21 protein-coding genes are annotated in these 21,857 nt (G+C 75.2%); 18 read left to right on the plus strand and 3 right to left on the minus strand.

Going from position 1 to position 21,857, the window contains the following annotated elements; genetic code table 11:
• Positions 1-24: 24 nt before the first annotated feature.
• From ACZ58X_RS08565 to ACZ58X_RS08600, 8 genes are all read left to right on the plus strand, one after another.
• Positions 25-1,179 carry a glycosyltransferase gene (locus ACZ58X_RS08565; protein WP_470332898.1) on the plus strand — a complete coding sequence of 385 codons (1,155 nt, stop codon included), beginning with the start codon at positions 25-27 and terminating at the stop codon, positions 1,177-1,179.
• Between the two features lie 392 nt (positions 1,180-1,571).
• Positions 1,572-3,095, plus strand: coding sequence for a sugar transferase (locus ACZ58X_RS08570; RefSeq protein ID WP_470332899.1), 1,524 nt, complete (start codon positions 1,572-1,574; stop codon positions 3,093-3,095).
• A 6-nt stretch (positions 3,096-3,101) separates the two neighbouring features.
• Positions 3,102-4,418 (plus strand): O-antigen ligase family protein, encoded by a 1,317-nt coding sequence (locus ACZ58X_RS08575; RefSeq protein WP_470332900.1) that lies wholly within the window; start codon positions 3,102-3,104, stop codon positions 4,416-4,418.
• Positions 4,415-6,196: a lipid II flippase MurJ gene (locus tag ACZ58X_RS08580; RefSeq protein WP_470332901.1), complete on the plus strand. Its 1,782-nt coding sequence runs from the start codon at positions 4,415-4,417 to the stop codon at positions 6,194-6,196. The genes ACZ58X_RS08575 and ACZ58X_RS08580 overlap by 4 nt, the downstream gene beginning before the upstream one ends.
• Positions 6,186-7,037: a polysaccharide deacetylase family protein gene (locus ACZ58X_RS08585; protein ID WP_470332902.1), complete on the plus strand. Its 852-nt coding sequence runs from the start codon at positions 6,186-6,188 to the stop codon at positions 7,035-7,037. The genes ACZ58X_RS08580 and ACZ58X_RS08585 overlap by 11 nt, the downstream gene beginning before the upstream one ends.
• A complete protein-coding gene (locus ACZ58X_RS08590) occupies positions 7,034-8,149 on the plus strand; it encodes a glycosyltransferase (protein ID WP_470332903.1) in 1,116 nt (371 codons plus the stop codon). Before ACZ58X_RS08585 ends, ACZ58X_RS08590 begins: the two co-directional genes overlap by 4 nt.
• Positions 8,150-8,196: 47 nt before the next feature.
• Positions 8,197-9,063 carry a Wzz/FepE/Etk N-terminal domain-containing protein gene (locus tag ACZ58X_RS08595; RefSeq protein WP_470332904.1) on the plus strand — a complete coding sequence of 289 codons (867 nt, stop codon included), beginning with the start codon at positions 8,197-8,199 and terminating at the stop codon, positions 9,061-9,063.
• Positions 9,060-10,220, plus strand: a complete 1,161-nt coding sequence (locus ACZ58X_RS08600) for a GNAT family N-acetyltransferase (RefSeq protein WP_470332905.1) — start codon at positions 9,060-9,062, stop codon at positions 10,218-10,220. The genes ACZ58X_RS08595 and ACZ58X_RS08600 overlap by 4 nt, the downstream gene beginning before the upstream one ends.
• A gap of 7 nt (positions 10,221-10,227) precedes the next feature.
• Here ACZ58X_RS08600 and ACZ58X_RS08605 read toward each other — a convergent pair whose 3' ends face one another.
• Complete coding sequence (locus ACZ58X_RS08605) at positions 10,228-11,472, minus strand: glycoside hydrolase family 26 protein (RefSeq protein ID WP_470332906.1); 1,245 nt, start codon at positions 11,470-11,472, stop codon at positions 10,228-10,230.
• A gap of 370 nt (positions 11,473-11,842) precedes the next feature.
• Between ACZ58X_RS08605 and ACZ58X_RS08610 the strand changes: the two genes are divergently transcribed.
• The 9 genes from ACZ58X_RS08610 (at position 11,843) to ACZ58X_RS08650 (ending at position 18,922) form a co-directional block, all read left to right on the plus strand.
• Positions 11,843-12,823 carry a hypothetical protein gene (locus ACZ58X_RS08610; protein ID WP_470332907.1) on the plus strand — a complete coding sequence of 327 codons (981 nt, stop codon included), beginning with the start codon at positions 11,843-11,845 and terminating at the stop codon, positions 12,821-12,823.
• 206 nt (positions 12,824-13,029) lie between these two features.
• Complete coding sequence (locus ACZ58X_RS08615; protein WP_470332908.1) at positions 13,030-14,628, plus strand: ABC-F family ATP-binding cassette domain-containing protein; 1,599 nt, start codon at positions 13,030-13,032, stop codon at positions 14,626-14,628.
• A 327-nt stretch (positions 14,629-14,955) separates the two neighbouring features.
• On the plus strand, positions 14,956-15,189 hold the full coding sequence (locus tag ACZ58X_RS08620; protein ID WP_030059940.1) for a helix-turn-helix domain-containing protein: 234 nt from the start codon (positions 14,956-14,958) through the stop codon (positions 15,187-15,189).
• Positions 15,190-15,420: 231 nt separating this feature from the next.
• A complete protein-coding gene (locus tag ACZ58X_RS08625; protein ID WP_470332909.1) occupies positions 15,421-16,227 on the plus strand; it encodes an enoyl-CoA hydratase/isomerase family protein in 807 nt (268 codons plus the stop codon).
• Between the two features lie 159 nt (positions 16,228-16,386).
• Entirely contained in the window at positions 16,387-16,920 is a 534-nt protein-coding gene (locus ACZ58X_RS08630) for an Asp23/Gls24 family envelope stress response protein (RefSeq protein ID WP_470332910.1), read from the plus strand.
• Between the two features lie 73 nt (positions 16,921-16,993).
• Entirely contained in the window at positions 16,994-17,185 is a 192-nt protein-coding gene (locus ACZ58X_RS08635) for a hypothetical protein (protein ID WP_063349611.1), read from the plus strand.
• A 92-nt stretch (positions 17,186-17,277) separates the two neighbouring features.
• Positions 17,278-17,574: an Asp23/Gls24 family envelope stress response protein gene (locus ACZ58X_RS08640; RefSeq protein WP_470332911.1), complete on the plus strand. Its 297-nt coding sequence runs from the start codon at positions 17,278-17,280 to the stop codon at positions 17,572-17,574.
• A 41-nt stretch (positions 17,575-17,615) separates the two neighbouring features.
• A complete protein-coding gene (locus ACZ58X_RS08645; protein ID WP_470332912.1) occupies positions 17,616-18,260 on the plus strand; it encodes a DUF6286 domain-containing protein in 645 nt (214 codons plus the stop codon).
• On the plus strand, positions 18,257-18,922 hold the full coding sequence (locus tag ACZ58X_RS08650) for an alkaline shock response membrane anchor protein AmaP (protein ID WP_470332913.1): 666 nt from the start codon (positions 18,257-18,259) through the stop codon (positions 18,920-18,922). The genes ACZ58X_RS08645 and ACZ58X_RS08650 overlap by 4 nt, the downstream gene beginning before the upstream one ends.
• A 53-nt stretch (positions 18,923-18,975) precedes the next feature.
• On the opposite strand, the gene ACZ58X_RS08655 is transcribed toward ACZ58X_RS08650, so the two are convergent.
• Positions 18,976-19,737 (minus strand): SDR family oxidoreductase, encoded by a 762-nt coding sequence (locus tag ACZ58X_RS08655; protein WP_470332914.1) that lies wholly within the window; start codon positions 19,735-19,737, stop codon positions 18,976-18,978.
• A 334-nt stretch (positions 19,738-20,071) separates the two neighbouring features.
• On the opposite strand from ACZ58X_RS08655, the gene ACZ58X_RS08660 reads away from it, so the two are divergent.
• Positions 20,072-20,929 (plus strand): Fpg/Nei family DNA glycosylase, encoded by an 858-nt coding sequence (locus ACZ58X_RS08660; protein WP_470332915.1) that lies wholly within the window; start codon positions 20,072-20,074, stop codon positions 20,927-20,929.
• A 37-nt stretch (positions 20,930-20,966) separates the two neighbouring features.
• Here ACZ58X_RS08660 and ACZ58X_RS08665 read toward each other — a convergent pair whose 3' ends face one another.
• A complete protein-coding gene (locus ACZ58X_RS08665) occupies positions 20,967-21,827 on the minus strand; it encodes an SAM-dependent methyltransferase (protein ID WP_470332916.1) in 861 nt (286 codons plus the stop codon).
• Positions 21,828-21,857: the final 30 nt, after the last annotated feature.

Raw genomic sequence — 21,857 nt, forward strand, 5'->3', positions numbered from 1 at the left:
CATCCTAGGCTCGCCGCCGTGCATATGACGATCCTTCACATTTCACAGCCGGTGGACGGCGGAGTCGCCCGCGTCGTCGTCGATCTGGTCCGGGGGCAGCGCGAGGCCGGGCACCGGGTGCTGGTCGCCTGCCCGCGCGGCGGGCGGCTGGCCGAGGAGGCCGCCGCGGTCGGCGCGCTGGTCCAGGACTGGCCCGCGGACCGCTCACCCGGCCCGGCCACCGCCGCCGAGGCCTGGCGGCTGCGCCGGATCGTCCGGGCCGCCGGGCCGGACGTGGTCCACCTGCACAGCGCCAAGGCCGGGCTGGCCGGCCGGCTGGCCGTGCGCGGCGCGGTGCCGACCGTCTTCCAGCCGCACGCCTGGTCCTTCGCCGCCGTGGACGGTGCGATGGCCGCCGCGACCCTGCGCTGGGAGCGCTTCGCGAGCCGTTGGGCGCACCGGCTGCTGTGCGTCAGCGTCCAGGAGCGGGCCGACGGCGTGGCCGCGGGGGTGCACGCCGACTGGGCGGTGGTGCCCAACGGCGTCGACGTCCGCCACTACGCGCCCGCCGACCGCCGGGCCGCCCGGATCGCGCTCGGGCTGGACCTGGACGCCCCGCTCGCGGTCTGCGTGGGGCGGCTGTGCCGGCAGAAGGGCCAGGACGTGCTGCTGGCCGCCTGGCCGGAGGTGCTGCGGCGGGTGCCGCAGGCCCGGCTGGCGCTGGTCGGCGGCGGGCCGGACGAGCAGCGGCTGGCGGAGGCGGTCCGGGAGTCGGCCGAGCCCTGCCGGGTCCGGCTGGTCGGCGACGTACCGGATCCGCGCCCGTGGCTGGCGGCGGCCGACCTGGTGGTGCTGCCCTCGCGCTGGGAGGGGATGGCGCTGGCGCCGCTGGAGGCGATGGCGGCGGCCCGGCCGGTGCTGCTGACGGACGTGCCGGGGGCCCGGGAGTGCCTGCCGCCGGCGGAGCGCGCGCAGTCGGTGCTGCCGTCCGAGGACGCGGACGCGCTCGCCACCCGGATGGCCGAAGCGCTGTCCGACCCGATCGAGTGCGAGCGACGCGGTGCCCGGCTGCGCGAGCACGTGGTGGCCCGGCACGACGTCCGTACGGTGGTCGAACAGGTGGACGTCCTGTACCGCCATCTGCTGGGGGCCGGGCCGGCGGCCGGACGGCGCAGGGCCCGTGTCCCAGAGCGGATCTGATCGTTTCACATGCCGTGAATCCCTGCCGTTCCGGCGCCGGCGCATTCACACCCTCAACCGGAAATGGACGAGGCGTTAATCCGAAATACCTATTAATGGGCGGCTGGAATGAAACGGCAAGTCAACTTCCGGCGCACATGCCCACGTTCGGTATTGTCGGATTTTGCCTGCTTCGTTTCGATTTCACCCCGGGAATTCCTGTCCGGGCCCTTCGCAGCCGCGTCCGTGGTGACCAGCCCTTTCGCGATCGGCCCCCTCGCCGGAGAACTGAAAGCCGCCAGCGATAGCAGGTGCTGTCAGGACCGCGCCCACCGGGCCGGGACGGCCGCCCCGCGCCTATCGGTGCCGGGGCACCGCCACCCCGGGCACACAGCAGGGGAGTTCGTGCGCTGATGACCATTGACCACGACAGTGTGCCGCGATCCGGCGGGCCCCTGTCCGGACCGCGGCTGCCCGGCACCGGGCTGCTCGACCGGCCGACCGGCGCGGCGTACACCCGGGCGGTGCCGTCGCCCCGCCGGCACCACCGGGCCGGCCGCTCCCGGCTCGCCCTGCCGCTCGCACTGGTCCAGGTCGACGCGATCGCGCTCTGCACCGGCACCGGCATCGCCAACCGGGCGATCGACCCGACCGTCCCGCTCGCCCCCCTGCTCGGCGTCGCCGCCGTCCTGCCCCTGCTCCTGCTGCTCAACCTGGCCGGCGGCCTCTACCGCACCCGGCTCACCCTGTCCGTCCTGGACGAACTCCCCGCCCTGGCCGGCCGCGCCGTGGTCGCCACCGCCTTCGCCGTCACCCTGGCCGGCTGCCTGGAGGGCCGCTGGCCCGACTGCGGCCCCGCCACCCCGGCCCGGCTCACCGTCCTGCTCGGCGCCCAGCTGCTGATCGCCGCCGTCGGCCGCGCCGTCCTCTACCACCTGGTCCGGCGGATCCGCCGCGGCCGCCCCACCCCCGTCCTGGTGCTCGGCGCCGGGCGGCTCGGCCGCAAGGTCGCCGCCGCGCTCAGCGAGCACGGCGAGTACGGCATGCGCCCGGTCGGCTTCCTGGACGCCGACCCGCCGCTGCTGGCCGACGACACCGAGGTGCCCGTGCTCGGCGGCCGCGAGGTGCTGGAGCGCGAGGTCCGCCGGCACCGGATCCACCACGTGATCGCCACCGCCGGCGCCGCCGACGAGGCCGAGACCGCCGCCGCCCTGCGGGACGCCGTCCGGCTCGGCTGCCAGGTCTGGCTGGTGCCCGCGCTGCGCGAGCACGGCTCACTGCCCACCGCCCCGATCGCCGGCGGCGACCACCTGTGGGGCTTCCCCTGCCTGCGCCTCGGCAGCCCGGCGATGCGCCGCCCCGGCTGGGCCGCCAAGCGTGCCCTGGACGTCACCGCCGCCGGGATCGGCCTGCTGCTGCTCGCCCCCGTCCTGGCCCTGTGCGCCCTCGCCGTCCGCTTCGACACCGGCCCCGGCGTGCTCTTCCGCCAGCAGCGCACCGGCCTGGACGGCCGGGTCTTCACCGTCCTCAAGTTCCGCACCCTGCGCCCCAGCAACGAGCACGAGTCGGCGACCCGCTGGAACATCTCCCAGGACCACCGGATGGGCGCCGTCGGCCGCCTGCTGCGCAAGAGCTCGCTGGACGAGCTGCCCCAGCTCTGGAACATCCTGCGCGGCGACATGAGCCTGGTCGGCCCGCGCCCCGAACGCCCGTACTTCGTCATGCGGTTCAGCCAGGCCTACCCCGAGTACGCCGACCGGCACCGCGTCCCGGTCGGCCTCACCGGCCTCGCCCAGGTCAACGGCCTGCGCGGGGACACCTCGATCGAGGAGCGGGCCCGCTTCGACAACCGCTACATCGAGAGCTGGAGCCTCTGGCAGGACGTCAAGATCCTGTGCCGCACCGCAGCCCTGATGCTCCACCCGGACGGGAGCTGACCCCGCGTGGCACTGATCGTTTCGGCCCTTCCCCGGCCCGCCTTACGGCGGGCCCTGCCGGCCCTCGCGGACCGGTCCAGCCTGCTCGCCGCGGCCACCGTCCTGCTGGTCTGCGTGCCCGCGGGGGAGAAGGACGTCACCGCGGCCGTCCACGTCACCGCCGCCGACGTCGCCTCGCTCGCCCTGGTCGCCCTCACCGCGCTCAACCTGCTGCGCGGGCGCCTGCCCGCGATCAGCCGCACCACCGGCGCGCTGTTCGGCGGCGTCGTGGTCGCCGCCGCCGTCGCCACCCTCGGCTCGATCGACCCGGCCACCAGCCTCACCGGCTTCGTCCGGCTCACCCAGGTGTTCGTCCTGGTGCCGGCCGCCGTGCTCTGCTCGCTGCGCGACCGCACCGACCAGCGACTCGTCCTCGGCTCCTTCGTGCTGGCCGCGCTGATCCAGGGCGTGGTCGGGGCGAACCAGTACCTCACCCACACCGGCGCCTCCTACACCGGCCAGCCGATCCGGGCCGTCGGCACCTTCGGCGCACTGGACATCATGGCGATGTCCACCGTGGTCAGCTACGGCCTGCTCGCCGCCCTCGCCCTGGCCCTCGGCGAGCGCGGACCCGGCGGCGACGTACGGCTGCGCCGGGCGATGTTCGCCGCCGCCGCCTTCCTCGCCTTCCCGCTCGCCGTCTCGTTCAGCCGCGGCAGCTGGATCGCCACCGGCGTCGCCGCCACCGTGCTGCTGCTGCGCGCCGACGCCCGGCTGCTGGTGCGCAGCGCCGTGCTGGGCCTGGCCGCCGCCGTCGTCCTGATCGGCGGCCTCGGCCTCGGCGCCTCCGGCGTCACCGAGCGGCTCAGCTCGATCGGCTCCGTCTCCGCCGCACCCGACCAGTCCGTCTCCGACCGCTACGACCTGTGGGCCACCGCCGGGCGGATCTGGCAGGACCACCCCGTCCACGGCGCCGGGCCGAAGGCCTTCCCCAAGCTGCGCGACAGCCACGCCCCGCTGCGGCTCTCCTCCGGCAGCGACGCCGCCGACTCCACCATCGGCTTCCAGCGCGAACCGCTGCTCTCCCCGCACAACATGTACTTCCTGGTGCTCAGCGAACAGGGCCTGATCGGCATCACCGCCTACGCCGCGCTCTTCCTCGGCCTGCTGCTCGGCTGCCTGCGCCGCCGCCACACCACCTCGCTCGCCGCCCTCGCGCTGCTCACCTGGGTGCTGGTCGACTTCCTGTACGCCGACATCGGCGGCACCACCACCGTGCTGACCTCCGTCGTCCTCGGCCTCGCGGCCCGCGCCGCCGTCCAGGAGCGGGCGATGCCCCGGTGACCACCGACCAGCCCGCCCTCGCCCGCGCCCTCCCGGCCCCGCGCAGCGCCCCCGCGGAGCCGCCCGCGGCCGGGTCGCCCGCCGCCGGGTCGCCCGCCGCCGGGCCGGAGCGGCCGTCCCGGGGCGGCTTCCTCGTCAAGGCCTTCGGCGTCACCGCGGTGCTCAGCGCGGCCGGCTCGGGCCTCGGCCTGCTGCGCGACCTCCTGCTGGCCCGCTACTTCGGCGCGAGCCAGGGCACCGACGCCTTCCTGGTCGCCTGGACCGTGCCCGAGACGGCCGCACCGCTGCTGATCGAGGACGCCATGTCCTTCCTCATGGTGCCCGCCTTCGCCCTCGCCCTGGTGCTGCGCGAGGAGGACCCGGACGCCCCCGATCCGGTCCGCCAGCTGGTCCGCGCCACCCTGCCCTGGCTGCTGCTGGCCCTCAGCGGGCTCGCCCTGGCCGCCGCCCTCGGCGCCCCCCAGCTGGTGGAACTGCTCGCCCCCGGCCTGCCCGACCCGGGCCTGGCCGTCGCCTGCACCCGGATCACCGCGATCACCGTGCTGCCCTTCGGCGTGGCCGGCTACCTGGCGGCCGCGCTGCGCGCCCACCACAGCTTCACCGCCCCCGCGGGCATCTACGTCGCCTACAACCTCGGCATCCTGGCCCTGCTGTTCGGCTTCCACGGCGTCCTCGGGGTCCGCTCCGCCGCCCTCGGCGTGGCGTTCGGCAGCCTGCTGATGGCCGTCCTGCTGGTCGGCCCGTTCCTGCGGCACCTGCGGACCGGGCCGGCCGTGGCCGGCCGCACCCGGCGCAGCCGCAACGCGCTGGTGCTGATGCCGCTGGCCCTGCTGCCGGTGGCCGCCTTCACGCTGACCCGGCAGGCCCAGGTCTTCGTCGAGCGCTACCTCGGCTCGGCGCTGCCGCCCGGCACCATCTCGCACCTCAACTACGCCGCCAAGGTGTCCCAACTCGCGATGACGGCGGGCATCCTGATCTGCACCGTCACCTTCCCGCTGGTCGCCCGGGCGCTCGCGGCGGGGGACCTCGGCGCGGCGCGCGACCGGGTCGAGAAGGACCTCGGGCAGGCCGCCGCGGTCGTGCTGCTCGGCACCGCCTTCCTGATGGCCTGCGCCCCCTCGGCGGTCTCGCTGCTGTTCCAGCGCGGCGCCTTCGGGCCCGGGGACACCGCCGCCACCGCCGCCGTCATCCGGGTGTACAGCTTCGGCCTGCCCGCCCAGGCGCTGATCGGCGTGATGATCCGCCCGTACTTCTCGCTGCGCCCGGTGGTCCGCCGGGCCGACGACCCGCGCAGCGAGGACGGCGGGCGCCGGCTGCTGGACTGGTACCCGGTCGCCGCGATGCTGCTCGGCCTCGGGGTGACCGTCGCCGTCGGCCTGCTCGCCACGCCCCGGTTCGGCGCGCTCGGCCTGGCCGCCGGCAACGCGAGCGGGATCACCGCCACCGCCGCGCTGCTGCTGCGCGGGCTGGTGCTGCGCGGCATCCCGCTGCGGCTGCGCCGGGTGCTCGGCGGCCACGGCCGGCTGGTGCTGGCCGCCGCCGGGGCCGCCGTGGTGGGCACCGCCGCCGCGAGCCTGCCGGCCGACCCGCTGCTCTCCACCCTCTCCGGTGGCCTGACCGTGGTGCTGGCCTTCGCCGCGCTCGGTACCGGGCTCCGGGCCCGCGAGGTGCGCGGCCCGGTCCTGGCCGCCGCCCGGGCCCTGGGACTCGGGCCCGACCGGCGGGCCCTGAACCTGCCAACCGTCGCCGACGAAGGGAAGTTTCCCCATGGACGATGAGCGGGGATCCGTCCGTTCGGCCCAGGCGGGCGTCACCGACGCCCAGCCCGACCGGGCGCGACTGCCCAGAAGCCGCCGCCCGGTCGGCGAATCCGCCCTGCGAGGGTCCTCCACGCCGTGGATCCTGATGTACCACTCGGTCGCGGTCGAGGAGGAGGATCCGTACCAACTCACCGTCAGCCCCGAGCGGTTCGCCGAGCAGATCGCCTGGCTGCACCGGCGCGGGCGGCGCGGCGTCTCGGTCCGCGAGCTGATGCGGGCCCGCGCCCACGGGCAGGACGACAAGCTGGTCGGCCTGACCTTCGACGACGGCTACGCGGACTTCGCCCGGTACGCGGTGCCGATCCTCCAGGCGTACGGCTTCACCGCCACCGCGTACGTGGTCGCCGACCTGCTCGGCCAGGACAACGGCTGGGACACCGAGGGCCCGCGCAAGAAGCTGCTCACCGTCCAGGAGGTCACCGAACTCGCCGCCGCGGGCTGGGAGATCGGCTCGCACGGCCTCGGCCACCGGGCGCTGCCCGGGCTGCCCGCCGAGGTCCTCGGGGTGCAGACCCGGGAGAGCCGGCGGCTGCTGGAGGAGGTCGTCGGCGGCCCGGTCACCGGCTTCTGCTACCCCTACGGCGCCGTCGACCGGCCCGCCGCCGAGGCCGTCCGCGAGGCCGGCTACGACTACGCCTGCGCGATCGCCCACTCCCCGCTCACCGGGCGCTTCGCGCTGCCCCGCTGCTACGTCGGCGACCGGGACGGCGCCTGGCGGCTGCGGGCCAAGAAGGGCCGGCACCGGCTGCGCGACGCCGTCACCTCGCTGACGCGCGGGCGGCGGGAGCGTCGGCCGTGAAGGTGCTGCACATCGTCACCGGGCTCGCCTCCGGCGGTGCCGAGCGCCAACTGCAGCTGTTGCTGCGGCACTTGCCGCCGCACCAGCGGTGCGAGGTGCTCGCGCTGACCAATCCGGGCACGGTCGCGGACGCGCTGCGCGCCGACGGCGTGACCGTCCACCACCTCGGCATGCGCGGCAACCGGGACCTCGGCGCGCTGCCCCGGCTGGTCCGGCTGGTCCGGGCCGGCCGCTACGACCTGGTGCACACCCACCTCTACCGCGCCCAGCTGTACGGCCGGCTGGCCGCGCGGCTCGCCGGGGTGCGGGCGGTGGTGTCCACCGAGCACTCGCTGCACGCCGGGGTGATCGAGGGCCGCCCGGTCACCCGCGGCGTCAAGGGCCTCTACCTGGCCGCCGAACGTCTCGGCAGCACCACCGTGGCGGTGTCCCGGCAGGTCGCCCAGACCCTGCGCTCCTGGGGCGTCCCGCCGGCCCGGATCGAGCTGATCCCCAACGGCATCGACACCGCCGGCTACCGCCGGCCGCCCGCCGAGCGGGCCGAGGCCCGCCGCCGGATCCGGGCCGAACTGGGCCTGCCGGAGGGCAGTTGGGTGGTCGGCGCGGTCGGTCGGCTGGTGCCCGGCAAGCGCTTCGAGGTGCTGCTGGCGGCGCTCGCCGAACTCGACCCCGGGACCAGGCTGCTGCTGGTCGGCGAGGGCCCCGAGCGGGCCGGGCTGGAGCACCGGGCGGCCGAACTCGGCGTCCGGGAGCGGCTGGTGCTCACCGGCGAGCGGGGCGACGTGCCCGACCTGCTGGCCGCGATGGACGTGCTGGCCGCCCCCTCCACCGCGGAGACCTTCGGCCTCGGCGTCCTGGAGGGCCTCGCGGCCGGGCTCCCGGTGCGGCACAGCGCCTGCCCGGCGCTGGACGAACTGCCGCCCAGCGCCGCCCCGCAGGCCCGCCGGATCCCCTCCGAGCCCGCGGCGTACGCGGCCGCCCTGCGTGACCTGCGGCAGCTGAGCGGCCACATCGCCGACCCGCTGCCGCACCCCCCGGCCGTCGGCCACTACGACATCGCCCGGGTCGCCGCCGACCTGGGCGCCCTCTACGACCGGCTGGCCCGCGCCTGACCCGCCCGCCGCCGGACCCGCCGTACCAGACCCAAGGAGCCGCACCCATGACCACACCGCGCCGAAGCGCCCGTCACCTGGTCCGCCGCTGGTGGCCGGTGGCGCTCGCGGTGCCGCTCGGCGCCGCGGCCGGCGCCGGGTACGCCGTCGTCTCGCACCCCTCGTACGCCGCCAGCGCCTACGTCCTCGTGGTGCCGCAGAACCCGGGGGAGGCGTCGACCGCGACCAACTTCGCCCAGGCGTACGGCCGGCTCGCGGGCCAGCCGCAGGTGCTCACGGTCGCGGCCGCCGAGACCGGCCACACCCGCTCCGAGCTGGAGTCCCTGGTGTCCGGGACGACCTCCCCGGACGCCCCGATGATCGAGATCACCGGCACCGGGAGGCGGGCCCAGGAGGCCGCCCAGACCGCCGACGCGGTGGCCCGCTCGCTGGTCGCCTTCGCCAACACCAGCAGCAAGGACACCAACGTCCGGCTGGTCACGCTGGCCCCGGCCGCCGAGCCGGACAAGCCGACCACGCCCTCCGCCAAGCTGGACGTCGCGGTCGGCGCCGCGGCCGGACTGCTGCTCGGGTCGCTGGTGCTGATGGCCCGCCGGCGCGGCGGCCCGGACGGCCCCGGGGTTCCGGAGACCCCGACGGCTCCCGAGCCGACCGCGGCCGCCGAGCCGACCGGGACTCCCGAGGCCACCGCCCCGACCGCCGACCCGACCCCGACCGCCGCCCCGACGCCGACCCCGGCCCCCGCCGCGCCCCGCCCGCGGGCCGAGAAGCCGGCCGGCAAGGCCGGCCCGGAGACCGGGGCGACGCCGGAGCCGGTGGCCGAGCCGAAGGCCGGGGCGAAGCCCGCGCCCGCGCCGGCCGCCGCGCCCGTGCCCCCGGCCAAGGAGAAGGCCGCGGCCCGGAGCGGACGATGAGCACCGAGGCCCGCGCCGCCGGCCTCCCGGCCCAGTCCGCCGGGCCCGTCTGGACCACCGAGCTGCGCCGCGAGGACGACGCGCTGGACACCGTCGCCGAGGAGTGGGACGACCTGGCGGCCCGCTGCCGCACCGCCACCTTCTTCCAGGCCGCCGCCTGGCAGTGCTCCTGGTGGCGCCACTACGGCCGCCCCGGCGCGCTGCTGGTGGTGCTGGTCCGGCAGGACGGCCGACTGGTCGGCGCCGGCGCCTTCATGCGCCGCGGCGGCCCGTTCGGCGGCCTCACCGGCCTCGGCGCCGGGCTGCTCGACTACGGCGACGTCCTGCTGGACGACGGCTGCGCCGACCGGGCCGCCGCCGAGTTCGCCGCCGCCCTCCCGCTCACCCGCCCCTGGCACTGGCTGGAGCTGCGCGAGGTGCACCCCGAGGCGGCGGTGCAGCGGGTGTACGAGCACTGGCGCGGCGCCCGCCGCCGCCACGAGGACTCGCTCTGCCAGTACCTGCCGGCCGTCCCGATGGAGCGGCTGCTCAAGCGGGTGCCCGGCAAGACGGCCCAGCGCAGCCGGGTGAAGCTGCGCAAGATCGCCGAGGCCGGGGTGCAGGTCCGGTCCACGCCGGTGGAGGAGGTCCCGGCCGCGCTGGAGGGGCTGCTGCGGCTGCACTTCCTCCAGTGGCAGGAGCGCGGCGTCACCGCCGAGCACCGCACCGAGCGCTTCGCCCGGCACCTGACCGAGTCCACCACCGGCCTGGTCGCCACCGGCCGGGCGGCCGTCCACCAGTTCCACCTGGACGGCGAGCTGGTCGCGGTCAACCTGCTGCTGCTCTGCCCGTCCTTCGGCGGGCTGTACCTGTACGGCGCCCACCCGGTGCTGCGCGAGCGGCTGGACATCGCCGGGCTGCTGTTCAGCGCGGCCCTGGACGAGACGGTCGGCGCGGGCATCCCGGTGCTCGGCCTGCTGCGCGGCCAGGAGCCGTACAAGCAGCGCTGGCGGCCGGACCGGATGCCCAACCAGCGGCTGCTGCTGGGCCCGGCCGGAGCGGCCCCGGCGGCCGCCGCCCGGGCCGCCGCGGTGCTGGCCCGGCAGGTGGCGGCGCACCAGCTGCGCACCCGCTTCCCCAAGCTCAAGGAGGCGCTGCTGGCCCGCCGCCGGGCCTGACCGCCGCTCAGCGCCGGGACGGCGTCCGGGCCGGGGACGGGCTCGGCGAGGCCCCGGCCGACGGGCTCGCCGTGACGGCGGGCGCGGTGGCCGACGGGGTGGCGCCGGGCGGAGTTGCCCCGGGCGCAGTCGCCCCGGGCGGGGTGGGCACGCCGGGCGGGGTCGGGGCGACCGGCACGATCGGAGCGGGGGGCGCCGTCGGCACGGCCGGGGGCGCCCCCCGCGAGCCCGCCATCAGCTGCTTGAATGCCGCCGTCGCGCGCGGATTGCTCCGGCACTGGAAGAAGCCGTGCGGGCAGTAGTCGGTGACGGTCTGGTAGGCGGTGTCGTGGGTGCGCATCCAGTCGACCATCCGCCGGACGAACTCGGGGTTGTCGCCGTTGCGGAACAGCCCCCACTCCGGGTACGAGACCGGCTTGCCGTGCTTGGCCGCGAACTCCACCTGGTCCTGGAGGCCGTACGGCTCGCGCACGTAGTCGTCGAAGGTGCTCCCGGCCGGCTGGTCGTAGCTGTCCGTGCCGACGATGTCGACCACGTCGTCGCCGGGGTAGCACTTGGTCCACGGGATGGCGTCCACGCCCCGGTTGGGGGTGAAGTCGAAGCGGAACCGCTGCCCGGGCACCGATCGCATCACCCCGACGATCCGGCGCCAGTAGGCCTTCCAGGCGGCCGGGTCGGGCTTGCAGCGGTGGGTGTAGGTGACGCCGTTCATCTCCCAGCCGAGGGTGAGCACGGTGTCCGCGCCGCCGAGCGCCACCAGTCGGCGGGCCAGCCGCAGGAAGTGGCTGTCGAAGTCCCCGCGGGCGCCCTGGCCGAGCAGCCTGGCGACCTCGCCGTCCGGCACGTGCGCCTCGTTGGGCACCAGCATCGGCACGCCGAGCACCAGCAGCCGGGACGGGTCGGCCAGCCGCCACTGCGACCACAGGCCGAGCACCACCGGCTCGCCCTCGATGTCCGCCCAGCTGTTGCCCGCCAGGTAGGTGTGGCCGACCTGCATGTTGGCGTCGCCCAGCCACTGGGCGTACTTGCCGATCTGCGGGATGTAGTTGTCCCAGGAGCCGACGAAGGCGCCGAACGGCGGCTCGTGCCGGGGCCGCTGGACCGGCGGGCGCGGGGCCGCGCCGCGCGGCTCGAAGGCGTCCGAGGAGAGGCTGTGCCGTTCGGTTCCGCTGAGCGGCGTCCCGGTCGGGACACTGGCCGTGGCCATCAGCAGCAGAGCGGCGGCGGCCAGCGTCAGGCGGCCCATGCGCATGGTCTCTCCTCCGGACGTCGCGGGAGCGGGGCGGGCGGGTGACGACACCGACGGACCGTCGCGCCACGCTCGCCGACAGTAGGCCCGGCGGGGGACGGAAAAGCCGAATGTCACCCTAAAGTGGGCGATATTCGAACGCCGTCTGCCGCAACACCCGTCCGGCCCGGCCCCGTGTATCAGCTCTGTAACGGTCCGGCGGGGTCCGCGGGGCCCGCCGCGCAGGGCCCCGCCGACCGGCCGGGGAGCCGACGGCGCAGGTGGGCGGGCGGGCGCACCGGGCGGGCGCGCACGGTCCGCCGTGCGGTCGGCGATGGGCCCGGACGGCGATTCCGAGCTGACTCGCCCACCCGCCGAAAGGTACGCTCCGGCCGTGTCCTGGAAGCCGCCGCGTGTCCTCACCCCCCGCTCGATCCTGCCTGCCCTGGCGGTGATGCTGGTCCTTGCGGCCGGTGCTGCGGCGCACGCGAACAAGCCGGTGCCGTTCGGCGACCGGGTGGCGGGGCCGGGCGACGCGGAGGCGACGCCGGTCAACTCGCAGTCGGTCAGCTCGGCCGACCTGGACCTGCGGGTGGTCGGTCCCGGCCTGGAGGCCTACCACAAGCAGACCGGCGAGCGGGCCTGGACGTACCGCCGCGAGGGCGCCGAGGCGCTCTACCTGGCGATGGCCGGGGACAACGCGATCGTGGTCTGGGACGACGGTCTGGTCACCTCGGTGCGCCCGGGCAACCACGAGGTGCGCTGGCACCGCGCCGTGCCCGGCCTGGCGGACTACCTGCGCGCCGATGGCGAGCCGGGCGCCGACAAGCGCACCGACGCCCAGCGCAAGGACACCGCCAAGCAGCGGGCCGCGGCCGCCCTGCACACCGTGCAGCGGGACGGCTCGCCCTGGCTGGCCGTGGTGACGCCGACCCTGACCATGGGCCTGCGCGACGCCGACGGCGACCTGCGCTACAACGACCGGCCCTCCAACGGCTGCCTCTACGACCCGCTGCGCACCGTGCACACCGACTACGCCGTGCTCATCCCGCGCGCCTGCACCAACAGCAGCGGGGTGGCCGTCTCCGGCGGCATCACCGGGTACCGGCTGGACAGCAACGGCTGGTCGATGATCACCGGCCCGGCCGCGACGGTGAAGGCGCTGGACGCCGGCCGGGTGGAGATCACCGACGGCCCGATCGTGCCGCCCAAGGTCTTCGACACCAAGGCGGCCGCCCCCGAGACCGGCTGCGCCAACCCGGACGCCCCGTTCGCCGCGGTCCGCCCCCAGGGCGGCTGCGTCGACCCCTCGGCCGGTCCGGCGGCCACCGCCCCGGCCACCCCGGCGGACCCGGCGGCCACGCCGCAGCAGTAGCGGCGGCAGGGCCGGCCGGTACCCCTGGGCGGTACGCCCCCAGGGCGTTTCGCGCGGCCCGGTAGACTGGCCGTCATGGCTACCTTCTCCGGGCAATAGCGGGTGGCGGCGCCCGGTTCCAGTGCGCCGACCGCCGATGAAGCCCCCTTCCCGCCGCCCGGGTACGCGCCCGGCCGCCCGCCCACGTCCCAGGAGCAGTCCCAGCCATGATTTCCGCCAACGCCCTCGAGCTGCGCGCCGGTGCCCGGATCCTGATCGAGTCCGCGAACTTCAAGGTCGCCGCCGGCGACCGGATCGGCCTGGTCGGGCGCAACGGCGCCGGCAAGACCACGCTGACCAAGGTGCTGGCCGGTGAGGGCCTGCCCGCCGCCGGCACCGTGACCCGTTCGGGCGAGGTCGGCTACCTCCCGCAGGACCCGCGCACCGGCGACCTGGACGTCCTCGCCAAGGACCGCATCCTCTCCGCCCGCGGCCTCGACACCGTGCTCAAGAAGATGCGCGAGAACGAGGAGCGGATGGCCAACGGCAAGGGCGCCACCCGGGACAACGCGATGAAGAAGTACGCGCGCCTGGAGACCGAGTTCCTCACCAAGGGCGGGTACGCCGCCGAGGCCGAGGCCGCCACCATCGCCGCGGCGCTGGGCCTGCCGGACCGCATCCTCGGCCAGCCGCTGCACACCCTCTCCGGTGGTCAGCGCCGCCGCGTCGAGCTCGCCCGGATCCTCTTCTCGGACTCCGACGTGCTGCTGCTCGACGAGCCCACCAACCACCTGGACGCGGACTCGATCGTCTGGCTGCGGGACTTCCTCAAGACGTACAAGGGCGGCTTCATCGTCATCTCGCACGACGTCGACCTGGTCGAGACGGTCGTCAACAAGGTCTTCTACCTGGACGCCAACCGTTCCGCCATCGACGTCTACAACATGGGCTGGAAGCAGTACCAGCAGCAGCGCGAGGACGACGAGAAGCGCCGTAAGCGCGAGCGGGCCAACGCGGAGAAGAAGGCCGCGACCCTGAACGCCCAGGCCGACAAGATGCGCGCCAAGGCGACCAAGACGGTGGCCGCGCAGAACATGGCCCGGCGCGCCGACAAGCTGCTCGCCGGCCTGGAGCAGGCCCGGGTCAACGACAAGGTCGCCAAGCTGCGCTTCCCGGACCCGGCGCCCTGCGGCAAGACCCCGCTGACCGCCAGCGGGCTGTCCAAGTCCTACGGCTCGCTGGAGATCTTCACCGACGTCGACCTGGCGATCGACCGGGGTTCCCGGGTCGTCGTGCTGGGCTTCAACGGCGCCGGCAAGACCACCCTGCTGCGGATGCTGGCCGGGGTGGAGCAGCCGGACACCGGCGAGGTGATCCCGGGCCACGGCCTCAAGATCGGCTACTACGCCCAGGAGCACGAGACGCTCGACCCCGAGCGCAGCGTGCTGGAGAACATGCGCTCGGCCGCGCCGGACACCGACCTGGTGCAGATCCGCAAGATCCTCGGGTCCTTCCTGTTCTCCGGCGACGACGTGGACAAGCCGGCCGGGGTGCTCTCCGGTGGTGAGAAGACCCGTCTGGCCCTGGCCACCCTGGTGGTCTCCTCGGCCAACGTGCTGCTGCTGGACGAGCCCACCAACAACCTCGACCCGGCCAGCCGCGAGGAGATCCTGGGCGCGCTGCGCGAGTTCTCCGGCGCGGTCGTGCTGGTCACCCACGACGAGGGCGCGGTCGAGGCGCTCGACCCGGAGCGGATCATCCTGCTGCCCGACGGGGTCGAGGACCTGTGGAACCCGTCGTACGCCGATCTGGTCTCGCTGGCCTGACCGGAAGTAGACGCCGGATCCGCTTTTCGGCCCAGAATATCTAGTCCTTTCGGCGTGTCCGGGAATGAAGAAGACCCGGATTCCGTTTAAGCACTTCCCGTCGGCCCGCCACTCGAACGTGGTCGGGCCGACGCTGCTGATCAGCTATTTCTCGGCATGCGGCGGCAGCCGCCCGGGGGCGTGCACTCTGCGTGAGCGCCCTGGTGCGCTCGGATCACCACCGCAGGACCACGCATTTGCGACATCGACCTTGTCGAATGGGTGGCCAGGACGCGGTGGATGGGTGATCATGGGAATCTGACCGAGCAACGCTACGAGGAGGCACGGGTGGCCGAGACTCTGAAAAAGGGCAGCCGGGTGACCGGTGCCGCGCGTGAGAAGCTCGCGGCCGATCTCAAGAAGAAGTACGACTCCGGGGCGAGCATTCGCGCTCTCGCGGAGGAGACCGGTCGTTCGTACGGCTTCGTGCACCGGATGCTGAGCGAGTCCGGAGTGATCCTCCGGGGCCGCGGCGGTGCCACGCGGGGCAAGAACAAGGCGACTGCCGGGGCCGGTTCCTGACGGTCCGTCAGCTCTGAGCTGGATGGCGCGGCGGCCTGACGCCGGCCGAGGAGACGACAGCCGACCCCGGCTGGGCGTCCGCCCTCGGGTCGAGTGGACCGGCCGCCGATCGTCATGTCCGCCTCCGGGTGCCGGAGGCCGTTCCGATCTTTCCGGGCCGGGGCCCTGCCCGGCCGCGCCCAGGTTTGTTACTCTCCGGTAGCCAAGTCCCCCGCCACCGGAGGTTTCCGCATGACCGCCCCCGCCACCGACCCGCAGGCCCCGAGCTGGGAGCGGGACGGCGTCCGGCTGGAGATCGACGGTGAGCTGGCCGTCGTCACCCTCTGTCAGCCCAAGCGGCGCAACGCCCAGTCGCCCGCGCTCTGGCGCGCCCTCGCCCAGGCCGGCCGCGAACTGCCCGGCAGCGTGCGGGTGGTGCTGCTGCGCGCCGAGGGAGTCTCCTTCTCCGCCGGGCTGGACCGGGCCATGTTCACCCCCGAGGGCATCCCCGGCGAGCCCACCTTCCTGCAGCTGGCCGGCTCCGCCGACCAGGAGCTGGACGACGCCATCGCCGCGTACCAGGAGGCCTTCACCTGGTGGCGCCGCGCCGACCTGGTCACCATCGCCGCGGTCCAGGGCCACGCCGTGGGAGCCGGCTTCCAGCTCGCGCTCGGCTGCGACCTGCGGGTCGTCGCCGACGACGTGCAGTTCGCCATGAAGGAGACCTCGCTCGGGCTCGTCCCCGACCTGGCCGGCACCAAGCCGCTGGTCGACCTCGTCGGCTACGCCCGGGCGCTGGAGATCTGCGCGACCGGCCGCTGGGTCGGCGCCGCGGAGGCCACCGCGACCGGGCTGGCCAACCTGTCGGTGCCCGGCGCCGAACTCGACGCCGCCGCCCGGGACCTCGCCGCCGCCCTGCTGGCCGCCCCGCGCGGAGCCGTGACCGAGACCAAGGCACTGCTCCAGGGGGCCTCCGGACGGTCGTACGAGGAGCAGCGTTCGGCCGAACGGGCGGCCCAGGCCCGTCGGCTGCGGGAACTCGCCGGGATCGGCGACTGACCCGCCCGCCACCGCGCGGAGGCCCGGCCCCGGGGGAGCACCCCGGGGCCGGGCCTCCGGCGTTCCCGGGATGCGCTCGGCAGGCGGGGCTCGTGGCGGAATGCCAGAGTTGGGGAGGTTTGCGATATAGCTGGAGCCGCTACGAGGGAGATGCGCCCCATGCCTGACACTCCGACGCCCGCGACCCTGCACAAGAACCCCGGTGGCGGGCCCACCCCCGGCCCGCCCGCCGGTGCCCGGCCCGCGCCCGGCGCGGGCGGGGACGGCGGCCGGTCGTCCGGCGAGCGCGGCCGCACGGCGCTGGCGGTCGGCGTGGTGGAGAAGATCGCCGGGATGGCCGCCCGGGAGGTCTCCGGCATCCACGCGCTGGGCTCCGGGCTGGCCCGCACCTTCGGTGCGATGCGGGACCGGGTCCCCGGCGGCAAGTCGAGCATCGGGCGCGGGATCAAGGCCGAGGTCGGCGAGAAGCAGACCGCGATCGACATCGCCCTGGTGGTCGAGTACGGCGTGGTGATCCCCGAACTCGCCCGCCAGGTGCGGGAGAACATCATCGACGCGGTGGAGCGGATGACCGGCCTGGAGGTCGTCGAGGTCAACATCGCGGTCAACGACGTCCACCTCCCGGACGAACCGGAGTTCGAGGAGGAAGAGGAGCCGGTGGCGTCCTCGGGGCAGCGGCCCAAGCTCAAGTAGCGCCCGGCCGCGGGGACCGCCCGGGGCGTCGGTGGTTGGTGTCGGCTTTCAGTGGAGGACGAGGGAGTAGCGGATGAACCTGGCCATCGTCGGCCTGGTGGTGGGCATGGCCCTCGGCTTCGCCGGGTACTTCGGCGGGTTCGCGGCGTTCCTGCTGGTGGCGGCGCTCGGGCTGGTCGGCTTCGTGGCCGGGCGGCTGCTGGAGGGCGACATCGAGCTCGGCGACCTCGGGGACCTGCTCCGCGGCCGCGACCGGCGGCGCTGATGGGGGCCGCCGTACCGGCCTCCGGTCCTGGTTCCGGCCCCCTCCCCGGTCCCGTCCCCGGCCCCGCCTCCGGTGCGGTGCGCCGGGGGCGGTTGCGGGTCGCCGACCGGGTGTACGAGCGGATCGCCGGGCAGGCGGCCCGCGAGGTGGTCGCCGAGGCCTGGGCCGGGCGGTCGGTGAAGGGTGAGCCGCCGCGGGTCTCGGTGGCGCGGCCGGGCAGCACGGTGACCGTCCGGGTGGCGGTCGAGCTGCCCTTCCCCGCCGACCTGGCCGGACTCGCCCGGCGGGTGCGGGACCGGGTGGCGGCGCAGGTGAACGGGCTGACGGGGACGAAGGTGTCCGAAGTGGTCGTGGTGGTCGAGAAGTTGGTCGCCGGGGGAGCGTGGTGAGGGGGGACGCGGTGGCGGCTCCGGGGGAGGGGGCGGCTGCGGTGGGGAAGGTGCCCCGGCTGCGGTCGGGGCGGGCGGCCGTGGCGGCGCTGGTCGCCACCGCGGTGCTGGTGGTCGCGGGGGCGCTGCTGTACGACGCGGTCGCGGTGCGGGCCGGGCAGCCGGCCCGGCGGTGGCGGGCGCAGATCGCGGACGAGCTGGCCACCCGGCACCTGGACGACCTGTGGGTGCTGGTCGGCGCCGGTGCTGCGGCCCTGATCGGGCTGTGGCTGCTGTGGCTGGCGTTCGCGCCCGGGCTGCGGCGGTGGCTGGTGCTGAGGCCGTACGGCGGGACGGGTGCGGCGATCGACCGGGCCGGGGTCGGGCACCTGATGGCGGACCGGGCCGCCGGGCTGGCCGGCATCGAGCACCTGAGGATCAAGGTCGGGCGGCGGCGGGTGCGGGTGTCGGTGAGCGGGCCGGTGGACCCGGCGGGAGTGCAGCGGCAGTTGCGGGAGGAGTTGGCGCGGGTGGGGTTGGCGCGGCCGTTGCGGCTGGACGTGCGGTCCTGGCGGGGGCCGGCGGGTGGGGGCGCGGGGGCCGGGTCCGCGGGTGGTGGCGCGGCCGGTGAGGTGGCGGCTGGTGAGGTGGCGGCCGGTGAGGCGGCGGGCGGGGCGGGGGAGCGGACCGGGGAGGCGGCGCGGTGAAACGGACGGTCGTCAACCGGGTGCTGCTGGCGGTGGTGGGGGCGGTGCTGGTGGGGGTCGGGGTACTGGTGCTGGCGGGCGGGCTGGACCTGTACCGGCGGCTGGGGGTCGAGCCGCCGAGCTGGTGGCCGCTGACCTCGCCGGACCAGCCGGTGGTCAGCGCGCGCTCCCGGGTGCGGTGGGTCGGCTCCTCGTGGTGGTGGCCGACGGTGATCGGGGGGCTGGCGCTGCTGGTGCTGGGGACGGCCTGGTGGCTGGTGGCGCAGCTGCGGCGGACCGGACTCGCCCACATCACGGTGCCGACGCCAGGAGCGCGCGGGCTGCGGATGCGGGTGAACTCGCGGGCCCTGGAGGAGGCGCTGGAGCACGGCACGGCGGTGCTGCCGGAAGTGGAACGGGCGGGGGTCCGGCTGGTGCGGGCCCCCGGGCACCCGCGGCTGCGGGGCGCCGTACGGCTGACCCCGGGCGGGGATCCGGTCGGGCTGGTGGAGCACTTCGAGGACGGGCCGCGGGCGGACGCGGTACGGAGCCTGGGGCTGGCGGAGCTGCCCGCCGACCTGCGGATCCGGGTGCTGCAGGAGGCTCCCGCCGGGCGGCGTCGGTCCGGGCGGCGCGGGTTCGGGCGGCGTCGGGGGCGGCGGGAGCGTCGTCAGCTGGAGTAGTGCGGGGGTCGGAGGGGCGGCGGGAGGGGGGAGGGGGAGGGGGAGAGGGAGGGTCAGAGGGAGCGGAGGGCGCCGCCGTCGACCGGGACCATCAGGCCGGTCAGGTAGGAGGCGGCCGGGGAGAGCAGGAAGGCCGCGACCTTGCCGAACTCCTCCGGGGTGCCGTAGCGGCCCAGCGGGATGCCGGCGCTGTGCTGGGCGCGGGCGGCCTCCGGGTCGGGGGCCAGGGCGTCCAGCTCGCGGACCCGGTCCGTGTCGATCCGGGCCGGCAGCAGGCCGAGCACCCGGATGCCGCGCGGGCCGAGCTCGTCGGCGAGGCCCTTGGCGGCCATCGCCAGACCGGGGCGCAGGCCGTTGGAGATGCCGAGGCCTGGGATCGGCTGGCGGACCGAGCTGGAGAGCACGAAGCCGATCACCCCGCCGGAGGGGAGGGCGGCGGCCGCGGTGCGGGCGAGGCGGAGCGCGCCGAGGAAGACGGACTCGAAGGCGTCGCGCCAGGCGGACTCGGGGGTCGTCTCGACCGGGCCGGCCTGCGGGCCGCCGACGCTGATCAGGATGCCGTCGAAGCGGCCGAAACGGGCGTTGGCCTCGGCGATCAGGCGGTCGGCGGTGTCGGGGACGGCGTTGTCGGCGACCAGGCCGTGGGCGGAGCCGAGCGTTTCGAGCTCGGCGACGGCGGCGTCGACGGCCTGCTGGGTGCGGCCGCTGATCAGTACGTGGGCGCCGTCGGCGGCGAGTTCCCGGGCGGTGGCGAGGCCGAGGCCCCGGGTGGCGCCGGTGACGATGTAGGCCTTGTTCTTGAGTCCTAGGTCCATGGGGGACATTTTGCCGCCGTGGGGGCGCTGCGCGGGGCTGGGGTGTGGGGGTGGGCTTTCGGGAGGGTGGGTGGGTCCGGGGGCGGTTCCGGGGGTGGGTGCTCCGGGGGCTGGATGATTTTCCGACCGCTGACTCTCATCGAGGGGTGCTGGGCGCCGTTGGCGGTCTGAAAATCACCCGTCACGCCCCCTTCCGCACCCACCCCCTCCACCGCCCCCTCCCGCAGCGCGTCCCTCTCGCCTTGGTCGGGTGAGGGGGGTGGGGGTCGGTGTGGGTGGGTGCGGGTGGGGTTGTGCCCGTGCGGGTGGGAGGGGGTGCGGGGAGACTGGGGGCATGCCGGAGTTGCCTGAGGTTGAGGCGTTGAGTGCCTTCTTGGCTGAGCGGTTGGTCGGGCGGGAGATCGCTCGGGTGGAGCCGGTGGCGATCAGTGCGCTCAAGACGTACGACCCGCCGGTGGCTGCCTTGGAGGGGCAGGTGGTGGGGGCGGTGGGGCGGCGGGGGAAGTTTCTGGATCTTGAGGTGGGCGGGGTGCATCTGGTGGTGCACCTGGCGCGGGCGGGGTGGGTGCGGTGGAGGGACTCGCTGCCGGTGGAGCCGGCGAAGCCGGGGCCGCGGAATCCGTTGGCGTTGCGGGTGCGGTTGGAGGGTGGGGACGGGTTCGAGCTGACGGAGGCGGGGACGAAGAAGGGGCTCGCCGTCTATGTGGTGCGGGATCCGGTGGAGGTGCCGGGCGTGGCCAGGTTGGGGCCGGATCCGTTGGATCTCGGGGCGGCGGAGTTCGCCGGTCTGCTGCGGGGGGAGCGGCGGCGGTTGAAGGGGGTGTTGCGGGATCAGAGCGTGTTGGCGGGGGTGGGCAACGCTTATTCGGACGAGGTGTTGCACGTGGCGCGGATGTCGCCGTACAAGCTCGCGTCGAGCTTGACGGAGGAGGAGACGGCGCGGTTGTACGAGGCGTTGGGCGACACGTTGCGGGACGCGGTGGAGCGGTCGCGGGGGTTGGCGGCGGGGGAGCTCAAGGCGGAGAAGAAGGTGGGGATGCGGGTGCACGGGCGGACCGGGCTGCCGTGTCCGGTGTGCGGGGACACGGTGCGGGAGGTGTCCTTCGCGGACTCGTCTTTGCAGTACTGCCCGACGTGTCAGACCGGGGGGAAGCCGTTGGCGGACCGGCGGCTGTCGCGCTTGTTGAAGTGACGCGCCCGGGTGGGGCCACCCGGGCGCGGCGGTGGTGTCAGCGCTTGATGGCGACGCCGCCCCAGTAGTAGGCGGCCTTCGGGTCGGCCGGGTGCTCGCCGTCGGGGCGCCAGGCGAGCACCGGGGAGAGGCCCGGCTCGACCAGGTCCCAGCCGTCGAAGAAGCGGAGCACGTCGTCGTAGCCGCGGGGGACGAGGGTCATTCCGCCGGCCCGGGCCGCTTCGGCGACCTTGCCGACCGCTTCCGGGGCGAAGTCCGCGGTGGGGGTGGTAAGGGCGATGCAGCTGCCGGCGGGGAGGGCGTCGCGCAGTGCGGCGACCCGGCCCCAGGGGTCGTCCTCGTCGGCGATCAGCATCAGGACGGCGATCATCAGCAGGCCGACCGGCTGGGTGAGGTCGAGGGTGGAGGTGAGCGCCGGGTCGGAGAACAGTTCCTCGGGCTTGCGCAGGTCGGCGTGGATGTAGGTGGTGCGGCTGGCCGGGCTGGAGACCATCAGGGCGCGGGCGTGGGCGAGCACGATGGGGTCGTTGTCGACGTACACGACGCGGGTGCCCGGGCTGACGGCCTCGGCGATCTCGTGGGTGTTCGGCGAGGTGGGGATGCCGGTGCCGAGGTCGAGGAACTGGCGGATGCCGTGCTCCCGGGCGAGGTGGCGGACCGCGCGGCCCTGGAAGGCGCGGTTGGCCTTGGCCATCTCCTTGACGCTGGGCACGGCCTCCTCGATGGCCTGGCCCATGGCGCGGTCCGGCGGGAAGTTGGTCTTGCCGCCCAGCCAGTAGTCGTAGACGCGTGCGGAGTGCGGAGTGGTGGTGTCGACGCCGAAACGTTCCCACTGGCTCAGCTCGACGGCGTCCTCGTCCTGCGGGCCCTGCTGGGGGAAGTCCTGACTTGTCGTCATGGCCACGTCCTCTGATGGCAGATCATCACA

It is taken from the genome of Kitasatospora sp. NPDC040550 (assembly GCF_055594965.1).